This is a genomic window from Methylomonas sp. 2BW1-5-20 (assembly GCF_052474515.1).
In genome coordinates this window covers 3,583,730-3,604,343 of sequence record NZ_CP184127.1, presented here as the reverse complement: position 1 = coordinate 3,604,343, position 20,614 = coordinate 3,583,730, and the positions used below count along the sequence as shown (strand labels likewise).

The following is a 20,614-nucleotide window of genomic DNA, read 5'->3' as shown; positions in this document are numbered from 1 at the left end:
AAGCGTTTAAATCAGGTTTTTGTTTTTTTCCACGATTGCTTTCCAATCGATGTTGGTGACTTCCGGTTTCCAGGTCACCGCAAAGCCGTTCGGGTAACGGGTATCCACGCTCGCTATCATGGCCTGCTGTTCCTCTCCCAATAAATCCATGGTTCTTAAAAAGCGCTGCATATTTTCCAGCGGCGCCTTTCTGCCCAACTGCATCTCCATGCCGCTGGCTAACTTGATCCGCCAGGCTCGTCGTTCGTTGACGTGAAACTCGGCGAGCTGCATCGATTTATCCTTCAAGACGATGTACACGCCTTTCATAATCTCCAGCAGCTTCTTTTCCTGGCCGTCCGGGCCGGTAATCAGCGGTAAATTTTTAAATTCGTCGATATTGTCCGGCACCAACAAATCGCCTTGCTTGTTCAGCAGCGCCGATTTGCCCCAGCGCACCACTGGCTTTTGCTCCGTAATCTTTATATGCACCGCATCCGGCCACACCCGCTTGACATCGACCTTGTCCACCAAGGGCAGCGCTTTAATCGCCTGATGAATCGCATCCATGTCGGCCTGGTAATAGCCTTGTTTCATTTGCGGCGCCAACACTTCTTTCAGCCTGTCCTTGCTGGTGTATTGGAATGCGCCCTCAATCTTTACGTAGCGGATCGGCTTGCTGCTCAGTGCGCTGGCGCCGAATTGCTGCCACGCCCACCAAGCGCCACCGATCAACAGCGCGGATATCAGGATGAATCTAAACCGGCTCACCTAGACCCGCCATGCTGGTTTCCAAAATGCGCCAGACCAATTCTTCGAAACTAATCCCTACCGCTTTGGCTGCCATCGGCACCAGACTGTGGTCTGTCATGCCCGGTACGGTATTGACTTCGATCAGTTGCGACCGGTCTTTGGTGTCGATAAATACATCCACGCGCGCCCAGCCTTTCACATCCAGTGCCTGGCAGGCTTGTACCGCCAAGGCTTGCAATTGTTGTTCGCGCTCTGCGCTCAAGCCGCAAGGGCAATGGTATTTCGTGGTATTCGCCCGATACTTGGCATCGAAATCGTAAAAGGTATTCGGTGTTTCCAATCTGATCGCCGGCAGCGCTTCGCCGTCCAGCACGCCGACGGTGTATTCCTGACCCTGCACCCACTGTTCGGCATAAACGTCGCATAGATACTGTTTGGCCAATTGCAGCGCGGTGACCAATTCGTCTCGATTGGTGGCTTTGCTCATGCCGATGCTGGAGCCTTCCTGCGCAGGCTTGACGATCACCGGAAAGCCCAGTTTGGCAATGCAGGCGTCAATATCAGTTTCGCTTTTCAGCACGAACCACAGTGGCGTGCTCAAGCCCAAACCCTGCCAGCACAGCTTGGTGCGCAATTTGTCCATGCTCAATGCCGAGGCCATCACGCCTGAACCGGTATACGGCAAACCCATTACTTGCAATACCGCTTGTAACACGCCGTCTTCACCGCCGCGGCCGTGGATTACATTGAATACTCTGTCAACTTTTACATCGGCTAAAGCCTCAATCGGGCTGCCGGTCACGTCTATCGCGACCGCATCGACGCCTTGCGCTTTCAAGGCTTGATTCACCGCATTGCCGCTGTTCAAGGATATTTCGCGCTCGGCAGCGGAGCCGCCCAGCAGGACGGCGACTTTGCCGAAATCGGCGGCATTTTTGATGCGTAATGGCTTCATGCTTTTTCACCTACCCGGCAGACCTCAGTGTGCAGACTGATGCCGAATTGCGTTTGTACTTGAGTTTGAATATGTTCGATCAAGGCTTCTATGTCTTCCGAGCTGGCGTTGCCCCGATTTTCAATAAAATTGGCGTGCTTTTCCGACACCACTGCACCACCTATTGCAAAGCCCTTCAGGCCGCAGGCTTCAATCAAGCGTGCCGCGTAATCGCCGGGCGGGTTCTTGAACACTGAGCCGCAAGTCGGCTTATTTGTCGGTTGCGAGGCGTTGCGTTTTTCCAGTAGTGCTTTGATATGTTGCTGGCTGGCTTCGCTATTGCCTTTGCTTAATTTCAGTTGAGCCGACAAGAACCATTCATCGGCCAAACCTTTTACCGAACGGTAGGCCACTTCGAATTCGTGGTGGTCCCGCTGGGTCACGTCACCGCGGGGGTTGATCATTTCCACTTTCTCGACGATGCTCCAGGTCTCGCCGCCAAAGGCGCCGGCATTCATTTTCAACGCGCCGCCCATCGTGCCGGGAATGCCGGCTAAAAATTCGGCGCCGGTCAAGCCTAAATCCGCGCAAAAGCGAGCGACATGGGCGCAAGGCACGCCGGCTTCCACGTAAACCCGTTCTGAGTCGGTCAGATACATTTCTTTCAAACGGCCGCGCGTGTTAATCACTGTGCCGCGAATGCCGCCGTCACGCACCAGTAAATTACTGCCCAAACCCATCCAGTACAGCGGTTCGCCGGCCGGCAGACCGGCGATAAATTCGATCAGGTCGGCTTTGTTTTCCGGGATATACAAATGCTGCGCCGGACCGCCAACCCGCCAACTGGTGTATTTCGCCAGCGGCTCGTTATTTAATAAAGTGCCTTTGATTGCCATCATTGCAAGGCCTCTGCCAGTTGTTGCGGCAATTCGGCGGCGATTTGGCCGACGTTGCCGGCTCCCATGGTCAATACCACGTCGTCTTTTTCGACGATGCCGGCGAGGATGGTCGCCAAGTCTTCGCGGTTTTGCACGAAGACAGGATCGACTTGACCGCGTACCCGAATTGAGCGGCTCAAGGCTTTGCCGTCGGCACCGGTAATCGGCGCTTCGCCGGCCGAATACACATCCAGCAAAATCAGCACATCAACGCTGGATAGCACTTCGACAAAATCTTCGAACAGGTCGCGGGTACGGGTATAGCGATGCGGTTGGAATACCACCACCTTGCGGCGGCTTGGCCAGGCTTGGCGCAAGGCTTCCAGCGTGGCAGCGAGTTCGCGCGGATGGTGGCCGTAATCGTCGACCAGCGTCAGCTTGCCGCCATTGAATTCAACGTCGCCGTTGATTTGGAACCGTCTACCGACGCCTTTGAATTCGGCCAAGCTCTTGATAATGGCGTCGTCGTCCACGCCCAGGGCGGTGGCTATGGTAGTAGCGGCCAAGGCATTCAGCATGTTGTGCCAGCCGGGCAGATTCAGCGTGACTTTAAGCGGCGGTTGTCCGCCCCAGCGCAACACGGTGAAATGGGTGCGCAAGCCGTCTTGTTTAATGTCTATCGCCCGCACGTCGGCTTCTTCGTTGACGCCGTAGGTTTTCACCGGTTTGGAAATATTCGGCAGAATTTCGCAGACGCCAGGGTCGTCGCTACACAACACGGCCAATCCGTAAAAAGGCAATTGGTGTAGGAATTTAATGAAGGTATCCTTCAAACGGCTGTAGCTGCCGCCGTAGGTTTCCATATGATCCTGGTCGATGTTGGTCACAATCGCCATCATCGGTTGCAGGTACAGAAACGATGCATCGCTCTCGTCGGCTTCGGCGACCAGATATTTACCCAAGCCCAATTTAGCGTTGGCGCCGGCGCTGTTCAAGCGGCCGCCGATCACAAAAGTCGGATCCAGGCCGCCTTCGGCCAGCATCATCGTGGTCAGACTGGTGGTAGTGGTCTTGCCATGGGTGCCGGCGACGGCGATGCCGAAACGAAAGCGCATCAATTCGGCCAACATTTCCGCGCGCGGAATCACCGGAATGCGATTCTCGTAGGCAGTGACGATTTCCGGGTTGGTTCTATCGACAGCGGTGGAGGTGACGACCACATCGACATCGGCGACATTGTCCGCATGATGGCCGAAATAGACTTTGACGCCCATGGCTTGCAAGCGGTCGGTAACCGCCGAGCCTCTGATATCCGAGCCGGATACGGTATAGCCCAAGTTTGACAACACTTCGGCGATACCGCTCATACCGGTGCCGCCGACACCGACGAAGTGGATTTTGTCGATGTCGCCCAGCGCTTGGTTTTCGATGTTGGGGCGGTTCATATTGCAGCCTCCGCCACGCAAATATCAGCCACGGTCTGAGTGGCGGCGAGTCTGGCCTTGGCTTTGGCGGCCCGGCTCATGGATGTTAATGATGTCATGGCTTGTTCTATGGCTTTACGCAGATTTGCGGCGTTGAGTTCGGGTTGCGGCAGCAGCAATGCGGCGCCGGCTTCGCTTAAATATTTGGCGTTGGCGGATTGGTGGTCGTCGATGGCGTGCAACAAGGGCACGAAAATCGCCGGCAAGCCGCAGGCCGCCACTTCGCTGACAGTCATTGCACCGGACCGGCAAATAATTAAATCGGCCCATTGGTAGGCGCCGGCCATATCTTCGATAAAGGCCAGGGCCTCGGCATTCAGGCCCAGCTTACGGTAGCGCTCGGCCACTTCGGCTTGCATCGCGCTGCCGGTTTGGTGTTTGATCTCAAGATTGGCGAGGTCGGTCAATGCGTCGGGCACGGTATCGTTTAGTACTTTGGCGCCTTGACTGCCGCCCAGTACCAGAATGCGTAAATTGCGTCCGGCTTGCGGATGCCACTCGGACTTCTCCGGCAGGCCGATAAATGCGTTCCGTAACGGGTTGCCGGTACAGGTTGCCCTTACCGATTGAGAAAAGCTGTCGGGAAACGCTTCCAGCACTTTGCGCGCGGCCAGTTTCACCAGCAAGCGGTTAGTGGTGCCGGGTACCCGGTTTTGTTCGTGGATTACCAGTGGGATGCCTAGCCATTTCGCCATCAAGCCGCCCGGTCCGGCGACGAAGCCGCCCATGCCCAATACCACGTTGGGTTGACGCTGCTTCAGTATGCGCCGTGCCTGCAGGCAGGCTTGAAGCAATTTAAAACCGGCGCCGAGTTTGGACAGTAAGCCCTTGCCGCGCACACCGGCTACCGCCAGCCAATCTATATCTATGTGGTTGGCCGGCACTACCCGGCTTTCCAAGCCTTTTTCGGTGCCCAGCCAGCTGACTTGCCAGCCGCGTGCGCGCATTTCTTGGGCGACCGCCAGCGCCGGAAACACGTGTCCGCCGGTGCCGCCCGCCATGATTACGATGCGGCCGCTCATGCGTGTTTCCCCTTAACGTTACTTTTATTGTGCTCGGTCACTTCGTAGTGAATCCGAAACAGCACCGCCATCGCGCAACACATGATAATCATACTGCCACCGCCGTAACTCATCAGCGGTAGGGTCAAGCCCTTGGTGGGCAGCATGCCCATGTTCACGCCCATATTGACGAAGGATTGGAAACCGAACCATATGCCCAGTCCATACGCGGTCAGGGCCGAAAATTTCAGATCGGCTTGTTCGGCCTGTTCGCCAATGGCAAAGGCGCGGACTACCAAGGCGGCGAATAGGCCGATAATCAGCAATACGCCGAGAAGGCCCAGTTCTTCACCCAATACCGAAAATAAAAAGTCGGTATGGGCTTCCGGCAGATAAAACAGTTTTTGTAGGCCGTTGCCCAGACCAACACCGAAAAACTCGCCGCGTCCGAACGAAATCAAGGCTTGAGTCAACTGAAAACCGGTATCTCGGGCGTCGGCCCAAGGATCCATAAAGCTGGTTACCCGCGCCAAGCGATATGGCGAGACAATGACCAACATCACCGCCAAACCGGCAACCAGCGCCATCAAAATAACGAATTGAGAAATCCGGGCGCCGCCGAGAAACATCATGCCCATCGCGATAATCAGGATCACCACCGAGGAACCGAAATCCGGCTCCAGCAGTAACAGCACGCAAGCTACCGAAAACAACATCAAGGGTTTGACCAAGCCAAACGCGGAGCGGCGCACATGTTCCGAGTGGCGGGTGACATAACCGGCCATATAGATCACAGATATAAACTTCACCACTTCCGAGACTTGAATCCGCAAGCCCAGGATCGACAGCCAACGGATACTGCCGTTAACCTTGATGCCGACGCCGGGAATCAATACCACCAGCAACAGGGCCAGACCGGCGATGAACAGGGTTTGGCCCATTTTCTCCCAGCTACTCATCGGCACGTTCAATATGATCGCGGAAAACCCTAGGCCAAAAGCGATATGAATTAGCTGTTTGAATGGGTAATGCGAAATGTCGTCGGCCATCTTCACGCCCAAATGCAGCGAGGAGGAGGTGACCATCATGAAGCCTATGCCCAACAAGCCGAAGCAGGCCAGCATTAATACCGGGTCGATATGCAATCGGTTTTGCACGCGCGCTCTGGGCGTGGTTTTCAACATGACGGCAGCTCCATCACGGCTTCGGCGAATTTATTGCCGCGGTCCACATAGCTGCGAAATTGATCCAAACTGGCGCATGCCGGCGAAAGTAATACTGTATCGCCTTCATTCGCGAAGCTGGCGGCGGCTTTTACCGCTTCTTTCATGCTGCCGGCAAATTGAGTCGGAACGCTGTTTTGTAAGGCATCCGCAATCAATTGCGCGTCTTTGCCTATTAAAACCACCGCCTTGGCCTTTGCCGTGACCGCCGGCAGCAGTTCCGCCATGTCCGCGCCCTTGGCTTCGCCGCCGGCAATCAGGATGACTTTGCGCTCGTAACCTTGCAACGCGGCGATGCAGGCGCCGATGTTGGTGGCTTTAGAATCGTTAACCCAATTGACGCCGCATTTTTCCGCGACTTTTTGCATCCGATGCGGCAAGCCTTTGAATTTTCTGAGCGCATCGCACATTTTGGTGATGCTTAGACCCGCCGCAGTGCCCAGAGCAAGGGCCGCCAGTGCGTTGGCAATATTATGCGTGCCTTCCAGACGCAACTTGCTAGCAGCCATCAGGGCTTGTTCGCCGTGCATCAAGGTGTCGCTTTCGCCTCGACGCAGATAAAAATCGGCTGGGCCTTGGGTAGAAAATGTCAGCGTTTTCCGGCCGGCTTCCCGCATCGCCATCACCATGGCATCGTCGGCATTCAAAACCATGGTGCCGTCGCCACGGAAGATACGCTGTTTTTCGGCGGCGTAGCCTTCCATGCCATCGTGGCGGTCCAGGTGGTCCGGGCTGACATTCAAGACAGTGGCGACCTTGGCGTTTAATGCGGTACTGCGTTCCAACTGGAAGCTGGAGAGTTCCAGTACATATAAATCGGCGTCTTGCTGCAATAAATCCAGGGCGGGCGTGCCGAGATTGCCACCGATAGCGGTTTTCACCCCGGCGGCATTGCCCATTTCGCCGAGCATGGTGGTGACGGTGCTTTTACCGTTGGAGCCGGTGATGCCGATAATGGGCTTGTTGGTGGCGCACGCGAATAGATCGATGTCGCTCAGAACGGTAACGCCGGCTTGCATGGCTTTGTGGATGGTGGTTTCGTGCAGCGACACGCCGGGGCTGACCAGTAAATGGGTGGCGACATCGAAGGCCGATTGATCGAATCCGCCGGAAAACACCGGTACGTCAGGCATTTGTTCGCGCAAATTATCGATCAGCGGCGGGGTTTTCCGGCTGTCGATCACCGCGAATTTAATTGGGGTTTTTTGTAAAAATTGCGCGGCCGAATAACCGGTGGCGCCCAAGCCGACGATTAACAAGCGGGCGCTGGCCGGATGCAGCTTGAAGTGGGTTTCCAGGTTGCTGAGTAGGGCGGATGTATCCATGATTATCTCAGTTTTAATGTGGCCAGGCCGATCAATACCAGGATGACCGAGATAATCCAAAAGCGCACGATAATGCGCGGTTCGGGCCAGCCTTTCAATTCATAGTGATGATGAATCGGCGCCATCAGAAACACCCGCTTTTTGCGGGTCTTGAACGAGGCAACCTGAATAATTACCGATATGGTTTCCATCACGAAGATACCGCCCATGATCACCAGTACGATTTCCTGTCTGACCAGCACCGCAACGATACCCAATGCGGCACCCAGGGCCAGCGCGCCGACATCGCCCATGAACACCATGGCCGGATAGGCGTTAAACCACAAAAAACCCAGGCCGGAACCGACCAGGGCGGCGCAAAAAACCACCAGCTCGCCGGCCTTGGGGATGTGCGGAATGGCCAGGTATTGCGAGAAATTCACGTGGCCGGACAAATACGCGAAGATCGCCAAGGCGGCGGCGATCATTACCGTCGGCATGATGGCCAAACCGTCCAAACCGTCGGTCAGGTTGACCGCGTTGCTGGAACCTACGATGACAAAATAGGTGAGCACCACATAGCCCCAGCCGATGTCGAGTGTTACGTTCTTGAAGAACGGCACGATGAATTGGGTTTCCGCCGCAACCTGGGCCGTGAAGTAAAGATAAAGTGCGGCACCCAGTGCCACCACCGATTGCCAGAAATATTTGGCTCTGGCGGACAGGCCGTCGCTATTACCGAGCAGGACTTTTTTGTAGTCGTCAATAAAACCAATGACGCCGTGCGCCAAGGTCACCAACAATACAACCCAGATATAGCGGTTGCTTAGGTCGGCGCAGAGCAGGGTGCTAATCGCCACCGCGAACAATATCATCGCTCCGCCCATGGTCGGGGTGCCGGATTTGGAAAAGTGGCTTTGCGGGCCGTCGTCGCGCACGCTTTGGCCGATTTTTTTACGAGTTAGTTTTTCGATCATCGCCGGACCAATCATTAGTGAGATGATCAATGCGGTCAGCACGCCCAAAATAGCGCGGAAGGTCAGGTAGTGCAGTACCCGGAAGCCGCTGTCGATATTGGTTAAAAAGTCTGCGAGTAAAAGTAACATTAGGCTGCTCTGAAATTGTTGACCATCGCCGCCACCACGTTTTCCATTTTCTGGGCGCGCGAGCCTTTAACTAATAAGGTTTCCTTACCTGTTACGGCTTTTGTCAGGGTCTCTATCAATTGTTCTTGATTGTCGAAAAACTCGCCGCCGGGGCCAAAGGCGGCGACGGCATGCCGGGCCAGTTCGCCGGTGGCGAACAAGCGTCTCACTGATTTTGCTTTGATCAATTCGCCCATTTGCGCATGGATAGCCGGACTGTCCGGGCCGAGTTCGCCGAACGCGCCCAAGGCCAGCCAGGCATCGCTGCCGCAATCGGTCAGCACGTCCAGCGCCGCTTGCAGCGAGTTCGGATTGGCGTTATAGGTATCGTCGATAACGATGTTGCCCTTGCTGCCCAATAAGGGTTGCATCCGGCCGGTGACCGGTTGGAGTTGCTCCAGGCCCTGTTTAATGTCTTGCAGGCTGATGCCGAATTGCAGCGCAACCGTAGCTGCCGCCAACGCATTTTTCACGTTATGGGCGCCGGCCAGATGGAGTTGTACCGGCAATTGTTCGGTCGCGGTTTTTAAGTCAAACCGGGTGGCAAAGCCCTGTGGCGTAAGGCTGGTATCGACATTGAGCGCGCACACGTCGCCGGCGTTCAAGCCGAAAGACACGCTTTGCCGTTTGCCGGCCAGTTTCCGCCAGAAATCGTAAAAGTCATCGTCGCGGTTCAATACGGCAATACCGGTTTCGCCGAGGCTTTCTATAATTTCGCCCTTGGTTTTGGCGACGCCGTTAATGTCGCCGAAGCCTTCGATATGCACGGCACCGACATTGGTGATAACACTGACGTCGGCCTGTGCGTAGCGGCTGGTGTAAGCAATTTCGCCTGGGTGATTGGCGCCCATTTCAATCACCGCGTAGCGATGGGAGTTGTCCAGTTTCAGCAGCGTCAGCGGCACGCCGATATCGTTGTTCAGATTGCCTTGAGTCGACAGCGTGCTGCCCTGGGTGGCAAAAATCGCCGCTATCATTTCCTTAACAGTGGTTTTACCGTTGCTGCCGGTGACGCCAGCCACTTTGACCGATAATGTTTTGCGCCAGTATCCGGCCAGTTCCGCCAATGCCAAATGCGTATCGGCAACGATAATTTGCGGCAAATCGCTTATTGCCGTCTGTTCCAGCAGTAATGCCCCGGCGCCGGCTTGTTCGGCGCTATCGATAAAACTATGGCCGTCGAAATTTTTGCCCTTAATGGCAATGTATAAGGCATCCGGGTGTAGCGTGCGGGTATCGATACCGACGGCGCCGATCTCCCGGTCTTTGCCGACCAACTTGCCGTTGACGGCTTGCGCGATCTCGCTAAGTTGCAGCTTCATGGTTTGCTCCACGCCGCCAATGCTTGTTCGACCACGCGTTGATCGCTAAACGGCTGCTTCACGCCGCCGATTTCTTGGTAGTCCTCGTGGCCCTTGCCGGCTATAACCACGCAATCGTCTGGGTCTGCTTGTCGTATCACTGTGTTTATGGCCGTGGTTCTATCGTTAATTACCGTTATTTTTTGGCTTTGGCAGCCGCTCAAAATGTCTTTAATAATCGCTGCCGATGCTTCGCTGCGCGGGTTATCGTCGGTAACGATGACGTGATCCGCCCACGTCTCGGCAATCCTGCCCATTTCCGGGCGCTTGCCCTTGTCGCGGTCGCCGCCGCAGCCGAATACCAGGCGCAGGCGGTTGCGGTTTTTTACGGCTTTCAGCACTTTTTCCAAAGCATCTGGACTGTGGGCATAATCTACGAATACTGTGGGCTTGCCGTTACCGCCGAATCTTTCCATGCGTCCGGCGATGGCCTTTAATTTAGCCAGTTGCGCGACTGCGACGTCGAATTCGCTGCCAGTCGCCAGTAACACACAAAGTACGGCCAGCACGTTATCTAAATTAAAACCGCCAACCAGCGTGGTTATCGCCCGGCGCCTCTGCTCACGCCATATGGCCTCAAACTCGATGCCGGCGGCACTGTGTTTTACTTGTTCCGCGCTTACCGCGTCCTTAGCGGTGCCAAGTTTGCCCATCGCGCTGTAAGTCCAGCTATGCACATCGGCGGGCAAACTTTGCAGTACTTCGGCACTGCTCGGATCGTCGAGGTTTACCACGGCAAATTGCAGGCCCGGCGTCTTAAACAGCTTCAGTTTGGCTTGCAGGTATTCGGCCATATTGCCGTGAAAGTCCAAATGGTCGCGGCTCAAATTGGTGAACACCGCGCCTTTGAACGCTATTGCGTTGACTCGGCCTTGTTGCAAGCCGTGCGAGGACACTTCCATTGCCACCGCGCGTTTTTTCTGTTTAACAAATTCATGCAGCATGGATTGCACGGCCAATGCGTCCGGCGTGGTGTTGGCGGTGGCTTGCATGTTGCCAACCTCGCCCCAGCCCAGCGTGCCGATAACGCCGCAAGCCGGCAAAGCCTGAGCGATCAACTGGCTGCAGGTGGTCTTGCCGTTGGTGCCGGTGATGCCGATGACATCGATCGCTTGCGACGGGTTGCCGTAAAATCTTGCAGCAATCTCGCTCAACTTTTGCGCTAAATCGGCTAGCGCAACGCTGGGTACGCTTAAGCTACCAATTGCCCGCGCATCCGCGCCAAGCGGGTCGTAAATCACAGCGATGGCGCCGTTGGCAATTGCTTGTTTTGCATGGCCGATGCCGTGCTGAACCGCACCGTTCAGTGCAATAAAAGCGTCCCCCGCTTCGGTCTGACGGCTGTCCAGGCTTAGGCCGAGGATTTCCTGGTTCATAGTACAGTCGGTAAATCCTTTGAGTAACTCGGCCAGTTTCATTGCTTGCTCAACAATAAATGCATGTTATCCATACCGTCCGGTTCGACGCCGTAAACTCTTAACGCGCCCGCCATAACTTTCGAGAAAGCCGGTGCCGCCACTAAGCCACCGTAATATTGGCCGGTGGTGGGTTCGTCGACCACAATCGCGATGATGAAGCGCGGATTGCTGGCTGGCGCCATGCCGACGAACACCGATAAATATTTGTCCTCGGAATAACCGCCGGCCGTGGCCTTTTTTACGGTACCGGTTTTGCCGGCCACCCGGTAACCTTCAACTCTGGCCTGATAGGCCGTGCCTTCTTTAGTGATGACGTGTTCCAGCATCTCCCTGACTTTGCGAGCCGTCTCGGGTTTGAATATACGTTGGGCGTCCGGGTCTTCGTCGCGCTTCAATAGAGTCACCGAGTGAATGATGCCGTCGTCGGCCAGCGCTGTGTAGGCTCTGGCCAATTGTAAAATCGAGGTGGATACCCCGTACCCGAACGATAAAATCGCTTGGTCGAATTCGTGCCAGCCCTGGTAGTCCAATAGCGAACCGCTGGCTTCGCCAGGGAAGCCGACGCCGGCGGAGGTGCCAAATCCCAGCTTGCTGTATATCCCCCAAAAATATTCCGGGGGCATGGTCATTGCAATTTGCGTAACAGCGATATTGCTGGACTTTTGCAACACATGCGTCAAATCCATGGTGCCGTAGTTATGCACGTCCTTGACGACATTGCGTCCCAGGTGATAGACGCCGTGGGTTTCTATCATCACGTTGGGCGAGATATAACCGCCATCCAGCGCCGCTGCCACCACAAAAGGTTTGACGGTCGAGCCGGGTTCGAAACTGTCTACCATGGCCCGGTTGCGGTAACGGTTGCTGCTCAACTCTTTCCGGTTGTTTGGGTTAAAGGCCGGTTGGCTGACGGTTGCCAATACGTCGCCGTTTTTGGCATCCAGCACCACCAGTGATGCGGAATGCGCTTTGTTCTGGATCATCGCATTCTGCAGTTCCCGGTAGGCTAGGTATTGCAGACGCTCGTCGATAGTCAATACCAGGTCGCGACCCGGGATGGCTTCTTCAATATTTTCCACATCCTTGATAATCTGGCCCTTGCCGTCCTTGATCACACGCTTTTTGCCGGGTTGGCCGCGCAGTATGTGCTCGTAGCCGTGCTCGATGCCTTCCTGGCCGATGTCGTCGATATTGGTAAAGCCCAACAAATGTCCGGATACCGCGCCGGCGGGGTAGTAACGCTTAAACTCCCGTTCGAAGTACACGCCGGTAATATCCAGGGCTTTGACTTTCTCGGCTATATCCGGGTTGATCTGTCTGCGCAAATACACGAAACGCTTATTGGCGTCTTTTTCCTTTTTCAACAGCGAGCGGAGTTCCTTTTCCGGAAAACCGAGGATTTTCGCCATCGGTGTTAGTTTGTCTTGTTCCGCATCCTTCAATTGGCGCGGATTGACCCAAATCGATTGTACCGGTGTGCTGATCGCTAGCGGTTCGCCGTTACGGTCTTTAATCTGTCCGCGATAAGCCGATACCGATACCACGCCGACATGCTGCATATCGCCTTTATCCTGCAGAAACTCCTTGTCGAGGATTTGCAGGTATACGGCGCGTCCGACAAGAGCCAACATGGCAAGCAACATTACCGAGAGCAGTAATCTGCGCCTGATCACAAAATCTGTACTATGGCGCGGTATGGTTCCCGCTCCGGAGGCAATTCGCATTTACGGCTTTATGTAAATAATTTTGTCTTGGGCCGGCAAGGTCAGCATCAGCCGTGTTCTTGCTTCAACTTCAACCCGGTTTTCTTCAGTCAGCGTGGTCAATTCCAGTTGCAAACGCCCCCATTCCACTTCGTAATCGTCGAGTTCTTTTTCCTTTTTTTGAATTTCGATAAACAGCAGGCGCGATTGGTATTTACTGTAAATCACGGCAATTCCCGAGATCATCAGTGTTGCGATTAACAGCGTCAGCAGGATGTTTCTTGCAATTGCCATCAACGTTTCTCCGCGACTCGCAGCACTGCGCTTCGCGCGCGTGGGTTTTGTTGCAATTCCTGTTGTTGTGCCCGTATCGATTTTCCTATTTTTCGAAACTGGCCTTGTTCTATGTCCCGCTCTTTAACCGGTAGCTTGCCCGGATTAGTCTTAGGGCCGGCTTGATCGCGGATAAAACGTTTGACTATCCGGTCTTCCAGTGAGTGGAAGGCGATTACGACTAAACGTCCGCCGGGAGCCAACACATCCGCAGCCTGTTTCAATCCGGTTTTAATCTGTTCGAGTTCCTGGTTAATCTCTATCCTGATCGCCTGAAAGCTGCGGGTGGCAGGATGTTTATGCTTATCGCGGAACGGCACACTGTTCTCGATCAATTTTGCCAACTGCAGCGTGGTTTGCAGCGGTTGTTGTTCGCGCTGGCTAATCACCGCGTTCGCAATTCTCCGGGCGAAGCGCTCTTCGCCATATTCAAACAGCACGCGAATCAACTCTTTTTCGTCGACTCGCGCCAAATATTCAGCGGCCGACAGGCCGTGGTTGCTATCCATGCGCATGTCCAGCGGCCCGTCGCGCAAGAAACTGAAGCCGCGTTCCGCATTGTCCAGTTGCGGGGACGACACGCCCAAATCCATCAGAATGCCGTCGACTTTGCCAATATAGCCATGCTGTTCGATAACGGCGCTCAGCTTTGCAAAGCTGGCGTGATGCAGGCTAAATCGGCTGTCTTCCGTTAGGCGCTTGGCTTCGTCGCTAGCAATTGCGTCCATGTCTCGGTCCAGCGACAATAATCTGCCGGAACTATTCAGTAACTTCAGAATGCCGCTGCTATGTCCGCCACGTCCGAAGGTGCAGTCTAGATAGATACCGTCAGGTTTTATGTTGAGTTGCTCTAGCGCCTCTTCGTACAAAACCGTTTGATGGGTGGGCATCGCTGTCAAAACGATAGCGAGCCAAGCTCTTCTAGGCCCTCTGTATCGTTACCGTCCATCCAATCTTGTTCTTTGGCTTTCCAGGCTGCTTCGTTCCATATTTCAAATTTATTCAATTGACCAACCAGCATGATGTGCTTTTCCATGCCGGCAAACTCTCGCAGAGTTTCCGGAAGCAGCAGACGGCCTTGGCTGTCCATTTCGCATTCCGAAGCGTTGCCGATCAAAAAACGCCGTAGTTTGCCGGCCATTTTGTTCAACGTTGGTAACTTGCTGATGGTCTGTTCGAGTTTTTCCCACTCAGGTAACGGGTAAAGCCACAGGCAGCCCGGCTCACCGACGCATTTGTCGTCAACCGCAACAGTCACAACCATTTGGCGGTCGCAGGAATCCTGTAACTCCTCCCGATAGCGGGTAGGAATTGCAATGCGCCCCTTCGCATCCAAACTGATTGAACTTATGCCTCGAAACAAGATGAACCTCAAAAATTCCAAAAAAATCCATTTCTAACCACTTTACATCACTTTGGCACCACTATAGTTTTCAAAAGAGGCTTAGTCAAGAGGCATTTAAATTAAATTCTTTCTTTTTCTACAAGGACTTACGCAGGGTTTGGGTGTGTTGGGTGGTAGAGTCAATGGTTTTGACTAAAAGTGATTTGGATCAAAAAGTTAATGAAAGTTTTTGATGTGGATTGCAATTATTGATTGCTAATCCTTAATTTTTACAGGTGATTTTTCTGTGGAAGCGGGATGGCCAGTTTTTTATTAGGCCGATTGTGCCCGGCAAAAAAGGGGCTGAAGTTGATGGTAGAGTTGATGCTGCAATATTGGCGGGAGGATCTAAAGGCTTTCGGATTTTTGATCCCGTGTTAACAGGTTTTGGACGGCCTGTTTCGGTGGGAGGTGCTCAAACAGCACTCTGTAGACTTGTTCGGTAATTGGCATTTCTACGCCATATTTTTGCGACAGGCGGTAAGCTTCTCTGGCGGCGGAAATACCCTCGACTTCCTGATCGATTTCGTTTAACGCCTGCTTCTGTTCCTTGCCTTGTCCTAAAGCCAGGCCAAATCGGCGATTTCTGGATTGATTGTCGGTGCAGGTTAAAATGAGATCGCCAAGCCCGGCCAGACCCATAAATGTATCGGCTTGGCCGCCAAGTTTGAGTCCGAGCCGCATAACTTCCGTTAGGCCGCGTGTAATTAACGCTGCCCTGGTATTGGCGCCAAAGCCCAAGCCGTCGGCGATGCCGGCCGCGATGGCCAAAACATTTTTGCTGGCTCCGCCTATCTGTACGCCGATAATGTCGCTGCTGGTATAAATTCTAAATCGCTGATTGTGGAGTCTTTCGCTAAGCTGGGCTGAAAAGTCTTCGGATCTGGAGGCGATGGTCAATGCGGTCGGTAGATCGGCGGCAACCTCTTGTGCAAAGGTGGGGCCGGAGAGCGCTGCGATTTCGATGTCGTCTCCCAATATTTGCGAGGCGACTTCACTTAATAGGGCGCCATCTTGGCAATCAAAGCCTTTAGTTGCCCAGGCGATTCTTTGCTTTTCGCAAAGTAGCGGCTTGATTTGCGCTAGCGTGACTCTAAAGGCGTGGCTGGGCACCGAAATAAGTAGGATCGGGCTGTAAACTACCGCTTCTTCGAGTTTGTCGGTTAGTTGCAGATTATCCGGGAAGCGGATGCCGGGCAAATAACGGCTGTTTTCGCCCGATTGCTTTAATGAGGCTATGTGCTTGGGATTATGGCCCCACAATAGGGTGTCGCAGCCATTTCTGGCTGCCTGTACCGCCAGAGCGGTTCCCCATGAGCCGGCGCCGAGGATGCTGATTGATGGCGGCATCCAGCTTAATTCAACGTTTTTGCTTCGGGTTCTTGTTGGGCCTGTGCTTGTTGCAAGTGTTGCATATACAAGGCGTCGAAATTGACTGGCGCCAAGATCAGTTGTGGAAAGCCGCCTTTGTTGACCAAGTCGGAAATAACTTCTCTCGCATACGGAAACAGAATATTAGGACAAAAACTGCCCAACATGGGGCCCATTTCCTGTTCGTTAAAGCCGGCAATCGAAAAAATGCCGGACTGGTTTACCTCCACTAGATAAGCGGTGCTGTCCGCCACTTTTACGGTGACAGTCAGGGTTAACGAAACTTCATACATCGAATTTTCGATGGGCTGCACGTGTGTGCCGAGATTAAGGTCCAGCGCGGGTTCCCATTTTTGGGTGAATATCTTTGGGGCGTTAGGTGTTTCAAAAGATATGTCTTTGGTATAGATCTTTTGAATTGCGAATTGCTTTTCGCTGGATGCGTTGATTTCGGCCATGATAGTTGCTGTTGGTTGGTGGATTAATTAATCTTTGCTTTTGCTGCTGACTTTAATGGGGAGTTTATTGTCTTCCCAAGATTGCATGCCGCCCGTCATGTTAAATACCTGTTCGAAACCGGCTTTAGTGAGCGTTTTGCACGCCGCTACCGAGCGGGCGCCGGTTTGGCAGGTAACGATCACCGGATGGGTTTTATGTTTTTCCAGAGCGCCAATTTGTTCTTCGACTTTACCTAGCGGAATGTTGATGGCATTTTCGATATGGCTTTTGACGAACTCGTTGGTTTCTCTAACATCGACTACAACGACGTCATCGCTGTTCATTTTGGTCACGGCAATCAGAGGGGAAATGCTTTCGTATTTATTAAAGGAGTTAGCGAATAAATCCTGAATCAGCAGGAAAATAACGCATACCAGCGAAAACGCCAGTAGATAATGGTTGGTGGCAAATTCGATATATTGATCCATCGCGGTGATTTATTTTTAGTAGTTTTGGAAATGCTGTTTATGTGCCGCAAAAAACGCTACGCATCATTTGAATTAAATGGATTACCCGTTCGTCGTCAATGAAGTAATAAACTCGGTTGGCTTCTTTTTTGTAGTCTAGAATCCCTTTGTCGCGCAATATTGCCAGATGTTGAGAGATATTACTTTGGCTGGTGCCGACTTGTTCGACGATGTCTTGCACACTGATCGAATTATTGCCAAGTACGCATAGAATTTTCAGGCGCAAGGGATGCGACATTGCTTTCAAGCAACGCGCGGCACGATTAATATCGGTGTCGTCATAGAGGATGTTATCGTTTTTGTCTTCCATTTAATAACGATGATCTTGGCAAAAGTTAAGAGCTGCGAGCGAGCAACGGCACTTTTCGAACTAAGACGACGACCTGTGCTGGTATAATGCCGCGATGCTGTAAGTGAGTTAAATTGCTTGCGTTGACGCAATAAAAGGTGAGCAAATCTAACAGAGTGGGCTTTATTGTTCAATACCCTCGGCTAGCGGCTTTGGAAAAATAGCTGAGCCTTCCGCAGCAGCTAAATGAGCTTGCCCGGATTTTACCGAGTGAATGCCAGCAAAACTAATGTGTGGAGTTTATAGCTAAATGATATGCCGACCAATGCCTTTATCGCCGATGATAAATGGCGTCAGAAGCGAGCTTCAGCGCAATTTGATTGCGCTGGCGGATGTCACGCGGCGGCGGTTGCCGGTTGCCTAGTCGATGCGAGTTGGCTGCTATTTTTTGGTGGGCTGGATTGCCGTATGGTTGGGCTTGCCCGCTGTTGCCGATACCGGAAAAATCCATAGTCTGGCCGAAGTGCAATCACAAATTCGGCAAGTCGGTGACGATGTTAAAAGTTTGGGAGCGGAAAAGTCGCAGTTGGTAGAACAATTGCAGAAGTTGGAGCGAAAATACGGCGAACTTGCGAATAGTCTGAGAGCCATTAAAGCGGAAATCAAACAGCAAGAGCAGGTGTTGCAGGACGTTCGTAATAAGAGCGTCGCTACCCAAAAAGATATGCGCAGTCAGGAGAAGGAGCTCGAAGGGTTGATCAAGTCGATTTATGCGATGGGCGGTGACAAGGAAGGCTTGAAAGTTATTCTAAATCAGCATAATCCGGCCGTATCCAGCCGCATGTTGGTTTACTATGATTACATAAGTAAAGCGCGCTTGCGGAAGCTCAACGCTATGGCGGAGGATTTCAAGGTTTTGCGGCAATTGGAAGCGCAAAAAGACACGGAAACCCAGCTATTGCAGGTGTCACTTGAAAAAAAGCAACAAGAAACCGAGGCGATGCAGGCGCTGAAAAAACAGCGAGAAGCATTGCTTGCCAACATCGAGCAAGACTATGCGTCGAAAAGCGCTCAGCTAGCTGGCTTGCTGCATGACGAGAAAAAATTGCAGGCCTTGGTAGCATCATTGCAGAAAACTGATGATAATGAAGTCCACGAGTCTGCGGTTGAGCCGGAGCGTGTGCCTGAGAAACACGAAAAACCAGTGGCGCAACCCGAACCATCCCCAAAAATCGAAGTCAATCTGGTTCGCGAACCAGTCGGCCGTTCTTTTGCCGAGCTGCAGGGGCAGCTGCCTTGGCCGGTGCAAGGCGCTATAAGCGATCGTTTCGGCAGTCGCCGTTACGAAACGACTTGGGATGGGGTGGTGATTAGCGCTCATGAAGGTGCCGACATTCATGCCATTACTGCCGGGACGGTTGTTTACGCCGATTGGTTGCGCGGCTACGGTTTGATGATTATTGTCGATCACGGCAAGGGCTATATGAGTTTGTATGCATTCAATCAAAGTTTGCATAAGAGCGTGGGAGAGCATGTTAGGGCTGGCGAGACGCTGGCTTCGGTTGGGCGCAGCGGTGGGCGTGCGGACGCTGCGTTGTATTTCGGTATAAGGAAAAAAGGTCGGCCCGTTGATCCAGAGCAATGGTGCCGCAAGCCGGCCAAGGGTTAATCATTTACAGGAACAGGTTGTTGGAGTTTTAAAACACATGCTAAAAAACAGAAATATTTTGATTTTAATGGTCGGTTTTATTTTGGGCGCCGCGCTGAGTTTGTGCAGCAGTGTCCTGGCTGAAAAGGAAGCGCCTGTTTCGACGAAAGTTGAAGATCTGCAAGCTTTGCCTTTCGATGAATTGCGAACTTTTACCGAGATTTTCGGGCGTATCAAGCAGGACTATGTCGAGCCTGTATCCGATAAAAAACTGTTGGAAGATGCGATTCGCGGCATGTTGTCCGGCCTGGATCCGCATTCTGCTTATCTGGCCAGCGAGGAATATAAAGAATTGCAGGAAGGCACTACCGGTCAGTTCGGTGGGCTGGGTATCGAAGTGGGTATGGAAAACGGTTTCGTGAAAGTGGTTTCGCCGATCGACGATACGCCTGCTCAGCGTGCCGGCATTAAGGCTGGCGATTTGATCGTGCGTCTCGACGATAAACCGGTCAAGGGTATGACGTTGGCCGACGCAGTAAAAATCATGCGCGGCGAACCGGGTAGCGACATTGTGCTGACCGTCGTTCGCGAAGGCGAAGAAGCGCCTCTGAAATTTACATTGACCCGCGACATTATCAAAGTCAAAAGTGTTAAAAATAAACTGTTGGAGAAAAATTACGGTTACTTGCGAATCAGTAGTTTTCAATCCGGTACCGGTCAAGGTTTGTTAGATGCGGTCGACGAGCTGAAAAAAGAAAACGAAGGTCCGTTGAAAGGTATTGTGTTGGATTTGCGTAACAACCCTGGCGGTGTGTTGAATGCTGCTGTCGATGTCAGTGATGCGTTTATCGAGTCCGGTTTGATCGTTTACACCGAAGGCAGGATCAAGAACTCCGAAATGCGTTTTAGCGCCACTCCGGACGATGTGATTAACGGTGCGCCGATTGTGGTGTTGATCAATGGCGGCTCGGCTTCGGCATCGGAAATTGTTGCCGGTGCGTTGCAGGATCACAAACGCGCTATCATCATGGGCGAGAAGTCTTTCGGGAAGGGCTCAGTGCAAACCATTCTGCCGACCAGCAATGGTGCGGCGGTCAAGCTAACGACGGCGCGTTACTTTACGCCTTCCGGTCGCTCTATCCAGGCGCAGGGCATCGAGCCGGATGTGACTTTGGCGAGAGTGAAGCTGGAGTCGTTGGATAAAGCCAAGATCGAATCGATAAAAGAAGCGGATCTGACTCACCACTTGACTAACGGTAACGCCAAGCCGGAGAAAAAGTCCGAGGAAGAGGATAAGGACGATGCGAAAGATAAGTCTGAAAAAGACGGCGATGCCGCCGAATCTTCAGAAGCCGAAATTCGCGATTATCCGTTACATGAAGCGTTGAATCTGCTGAAAGGTATCAGCATTATGAAAAAGTAGCCTGGATATTGGGCAAAG

Annotated in this window: 20 protein-coding genes; 2 read left to right on the top strand and 18 right to left on the bottom strand. The window is 53.0% G+C overall.

Annotated features, from left to right (window positions below; all coding sequences use genetic code 11):
• Window positions 1-6: 6 nt before the first annotated feature.
• The 18 genes from ACH50O_RS16725 to ACH50O_RS16640 all read right to left on the bottom strand — a co-directional run bounded on the left by ACH50O_RS16725 (window position 7) and on the right by ACH50O_RS16640 (window position 17,546).
• Window positions 7-750, bottom strand: coding sequence for a cell division protein FtsQ/DivIB (locus ACH50O_RS16725; RefSeq protein WP_446808885.1), 744 nt, complete (start codon window positions 748-750; stop codon window positions 7-9).
• Window positions 737-1,687, bottom strand: a complete 951-nt coding sequence (locus ACH50O_RS16720; protein ID WP_446808884.1) for a D-alanine--D-alanine ligase — start codon at window positions 1,685-1,687, stop codon at window positions 737-739. The genes ACH50O_RS16725 and ACH50O_RS16720 overlap by 14 nt, the downstream gene beginning before the upstream one ends.
• Window positions 1,684-2,562 carry a UDP-N-acetylmuramate dehydrogenase gene (gene murB / locus ACH50O_RS16715; RefSeq protein ID WP_446812166.1) on the bottom strand — a complete coding sequence of 293 codons (879 nt, stop codon included), beginning with the start codon at window positions 2,560-2,562 and terminating at the stop codon, window positions 1,684-1,686. The genes ACH50O_RS16720 and murB overlap by 4 nt, the downstream gene beginning before the upstream one ends.
• Window positions 2,562-3,989 carry a UDP-N-acetylmuramate--L-alanine ligase gene (gene murC, locus ACH50O_RS16710; RefSeq protein ID WP_446808883.1) on the bottom strand — a complete coding sequence of 476 codons (1,428 nt, stop codon included), beginning with the start codon at window positions 3,987-3,989 and terminating at the stop codon, window positions 2,562-2,564. The genes murB and murC overlap by 1 nt, the downstream gene beginning before the upstream one ends.
• The gene (gene murG / locus ACH50O_RS16705; protein WP_446808882.1) at window positions 3,986-5,050 is read right to left on the bottom strand and encodes an undecaprenyldiphospho-muramoylpentapeptide beta-N-acetylglucosaminyltransferase; all 1,065 of its coding nucleotides are present in this window, start codon (window positions 5,048-5,050) and stop codon (window positions 3,986-3,988) included. The genes murC and murG overlap by 4 nt, the downstream gene beginning before the upstream one ends.
• Window positions 5,047-6,213, bottom strand: a complete 1,167-nt coding sequence (gene ftsW, locus ACH50O_RS16700) for a putative lipid II flippase FtsW (RefSeq protein ID WP_446808881.1) — start codon at window positions 6,211-6,213, stop codon at window positions 5,047-5,049. The genes murG and ftsW overlap by 4 nt, the downstream gene beginning before the upstream one ends.
• The gene (gene murD / locus ACH50O_RS16695) at window positions 6,207-7,577 is read right to left on the bottom strand and encodes a UDP-N-acetylmuramoyl-L-alanine--D-glutamate ligase (protein ID WP_446808880.1); all 1,371 of its coding nucleotides are present in this window, start codon (window positions 7,575-7,577) and stop codon (window positions 6,207-6,209) included. The genes ftsW and murD overlap by 7 nt, the downstream gene beginning before the upstream one ends.
• 2 nt (window positions 7,578-7,579) lie before the next feature.
• A complete protein-coding gene (gene mraY, locus ACH50O_RS16690; protein WP_446808879.1) occupies window positions 7,580-8,662 on the bottom strand; it encodes a phospho-N-acetylmuramoyl-pentapeptide-transferase in 1,083 nt (360 codons plus the stop codon).
• Window positions 8,662-10,023, bottom strand: a complete 1,362-nt coding sequence (locus ACH50O_RS16685; RefSeq protein ID WP_446808878.1) for a UDP-N-acetylmuramoyl-tripeptide--D-alanyl-D-alanine ligase — start codon at window positions 10,021-10,023, stop codon at window positions 8,662-8,664. Before ACH50O_RS16685 ends, mraY begins: the two co-directional genes overlap by 1 nt.
• Window positions 10,020-11,480 carry a UDP-N-acetylmuramoyl-L-alanyl-D-glutamate--2,6-diaminopimelate ligase gene (locus ACH50O_RS16680; RefSeq protein WP_446808877.1) on the bottom strand — a complete coding sequence of 487 codons (1,461 nt, stop codon included), beginning with the start codon at window positions 11,478-11,480 and terminating at the stop codon, window positions 10,020-10,022. The genes ACH50O_RS16685 and ACH50O_RS16680 overlap by 4 nt, the downstream gene beginning before the upstream one ends.
• Window positions 11,477-13,204 (bottom strand): peptidoglycan D,D-transpeptidase FtsI family protein, encoded by a 1,728-nt coding sequence (locus ACH50O_RS16675; protein ID WP_446808876.1) that lies wholly within the window; start codon window positions 13,202-13,204, stop codon window positions 11,477-11,479. Before ACH50O_RS16675 ends, ACH50O_RS16680 begins: the two co-directional genes overlap by 4 nt.
• Window positions 13,205-13,477 carry a cell division protein FtsL gene (ftsL, locus tag ACH50O_RS16670; RefSeq protein ID WP_446808875.1) on the bottom strand — a complete coding sequence of 91 codons (273 nt, stop codon included), beginning with the start codon at window positions 13,475-13,477 and terminating at the stop codon, window positions 13,205-13,207.
• Window positions 13,477-14,406, bottom strand: a complete 930-nt coding sequence (gene rsmH / locus ACH50O_RS16665; protein ID WP_446808874.1) for a 16S rRNA (cytosine(1402)-N(4))-methyltransferase RsmH — start codon at window positions 14,404-14,406, stop codon at window positions 13,477-13,479. The genes ftsL and rsmH overlap by 1 nt, the downstream gene beginning before the upstream one ends.
• A 5-nt stretch (window positions 14,407-14,411) precedes the next feature.
• Window positions 14,412-14,879, bottom strand: coding sequence for a division/cell wall cluster transcriptional repressor MraZ (gene mraZ / locus ACH50O_RS16660; protein WP_446808873.1), 468 nt, complete (start codon window positions 14,877-14,879; stop codon window positions 14,412-14,414).
• A 369-nt stretch (window positions 14,880-15,248) separates the two neighbouring features.
• A complete protein-coding gene (gene gpsA, locus ACH50O_RS16655; protein ID WP_446808872.1) occupies window positions 15,249-16,250 on the bottom strand; it encodes an NAD(P)H-dependent glycerol-3-phosphate dehydrogenase in 1,002 nt (333 codons plus the stop codon).
• Window positions 16,251-16,255: 5 nt separating this feature from the next.
• Window positions 16,256-16,729, bottom strand: coding sequence for a protein-export chaperone SecB (gene secB, locus ACH50O_RS16650; RefSeq protein ID WP_446808871.1), 474 nt, complete (start codon window positions 16,727-16,729; stop codon window positions 16,256-16,258).
• Between the two features lie 27 nt (window positions 16,730-16,756).
• On the bottom strand, window positions 16,757-17,197 hold the full coding sequence (locus tag ACH50O_RS16645) for a rhodanese-like domain-containing protein (RefSeq protein ID WP_446808870.1): 441 nt from the start codon (window positions 17,195-17,197) through the stop codon (window positions 16,757-16,759).
• 37 nt (window positions 17,198-17,234) lie between these two features.
• Entirely contained in the window at window positions 17,235-17,546 is a 312-nt protein-coding gene (locus ACH50O_RS16640) for an ArsR/SmtB family transcription factor (protein ID WP_446808869.1), read from the bottom strand.
• A gap of 406 nt (window positions 17,547-17,952) precedes the next feature.
• Here ACH50O_RS16640 and ACH50O_RS16635 point away from each other — a divergent pair, with 406 nt between their 5' ends.
• Window positions 17,953-19,194, top strand: a complete 1,242-nt coding sequence (locus tag ACH50O_RS16635) for a murein hydrolase activator EnvC family protein (RefSeq protein WP_446808868.1) — start codon at window positions 17,953-17,955, stop codon at window positions 19,192-19,194.
• Between the two features lie 37 nt (window positions 19,195-19,231).
• The gene (locus ACH50O_RS16630) at window positions 19,232-20,596 is read left to right on the top strand and encodes a S41 family peptidase (RefSeq protein ID WP_446808867.1); all 1,365 of its coding nucleotides are present in this window, start codon (window positions 19,232-19,234) and stop codon (window positions 20,594-20,596) included.
• Window positions 20,597-20,614: the final 18 nt, after the last annotated feature.

Bases quoted from the DNA above. Each gene is read 5' to 3' on its own strand.
- ACH50O_RS16720 (WP_446808884.1), bottom strand. From the start codon at position 1,687: ATGAAGCCATTACGCATCAAAAATGCCGCCGATTTCGGCAAAGTCGCC.
- murB (WP_446812166.1), bottom strand. From the start codon at position 2,562: ATGGCAATCAAAGGCACTTTATTAAATAACGAGCCGCTGGCGAAATAC.
- murC (WP_446808883.1), bottom strand. From the start codon at position 3,989: ATGAACCGCCCCAACATCGAAAACCAAGCGCTGGGCGACATCGACAAA.
- murG (WP_446808882.1), bottom strand. From the start codon at position 5,050: ATGAGCGGCCGCATCGTAATCATGGCGGGCGGCACCGGCGGACACGTG.
- ftsW (WP_446808881.1), bottom strand. From the start codon at position 6,213: ATGTTGAAAACCACGCCCAGAGCGCGCGTGCAAAACCGATTGCATATC.
- murD (WP_446808880.1), bottom strand. From the start codon at position 7,577: ATGGATACATCCGCCCTACTCAGCAACCTGGAAACCCACTTCAAGCTG.
- mraY (WP_446808879.1), bottom strand. From the start codon at position 8,662: ATGTTACTTTTACTCGCAGACTTTTTAACCAATATCGACAGCGGCTTC.
- ACH50O_RS16685 (WP_446808878.1), bottom strand. From the start codon at position 10,023: ATGAAGCTGCAACTTAGCGAGATCGCGCAAGCCGTCAACGGCAAGTTG.
- ACH50O_RS16680 (WP_446808877.1), bottom strand. From the start codon at position 11,480: ATGAAACTGGCCGAGTTACTCAAAGGATTTACCGACTGTACTATGAAC.
- ACH50O_RS16675 (WP_446808876.1), bottom strand. From the start codon at position 13,204: ATGCGAATTGCCTCCGGAGCGGGAACCATACCGCGCCATAGTACAGAT.
- ftsL (WP_446808875.1), bottom strand. From the start codon at position 13,477: ATGGCAATTGCAAGAAACATCCTGCTGACGCTGTTAATCGCAACACTG.
- rsmH (WP_446808874.1), bottom strand. From the start codon at position 14,406: ATGCCCACCCATCAAACGGTTTTGTACGAAGAGGCGCTAGAGCAACTC.
- gpsA (WP_446808872.1), bottom strand. From the start codon at position 16,250: ATGCCGCCATCAATCAGCATCCTCGGCGCCGGCTCATGGGGAACCGCT.
- secB (WP_446808871.1), bottom strand. From the start codon at position 16,729: ATGGCCGAAATCAACGCATCCAGCGAAAAGCAATTCGCAATTCAAAAG.
- ACH50O_RS16645 (WP_446808870.1), bottom strand. From the start codon at position 17,197: ATGGATCAATATATCGAATTTGCCACCAACCATTATCTACTGGCGTTT.
- ACH50O_RS16640 (WP_446808869.1), bottom strand. From the start codon at position 17,546: ATGGAAGACAAAAACGATAACATCCTCTATGACGACACCGATATTAAT.
- ACH50O_RS16635 (WP_446808868.1), top strand. From the start codon at position 17,953: ATGCGAGTTGGCTGCTATTTTTTGGTGGGCTGGATTGCCGTATGGTTG.
- ACH50O_RS16630 (WP_446808867.1), top strand. From the start codon at position 19,232: ATGCTAAAAAACAGAAATATTTTGATTTTAATGGTCGGTTTTATTTTG.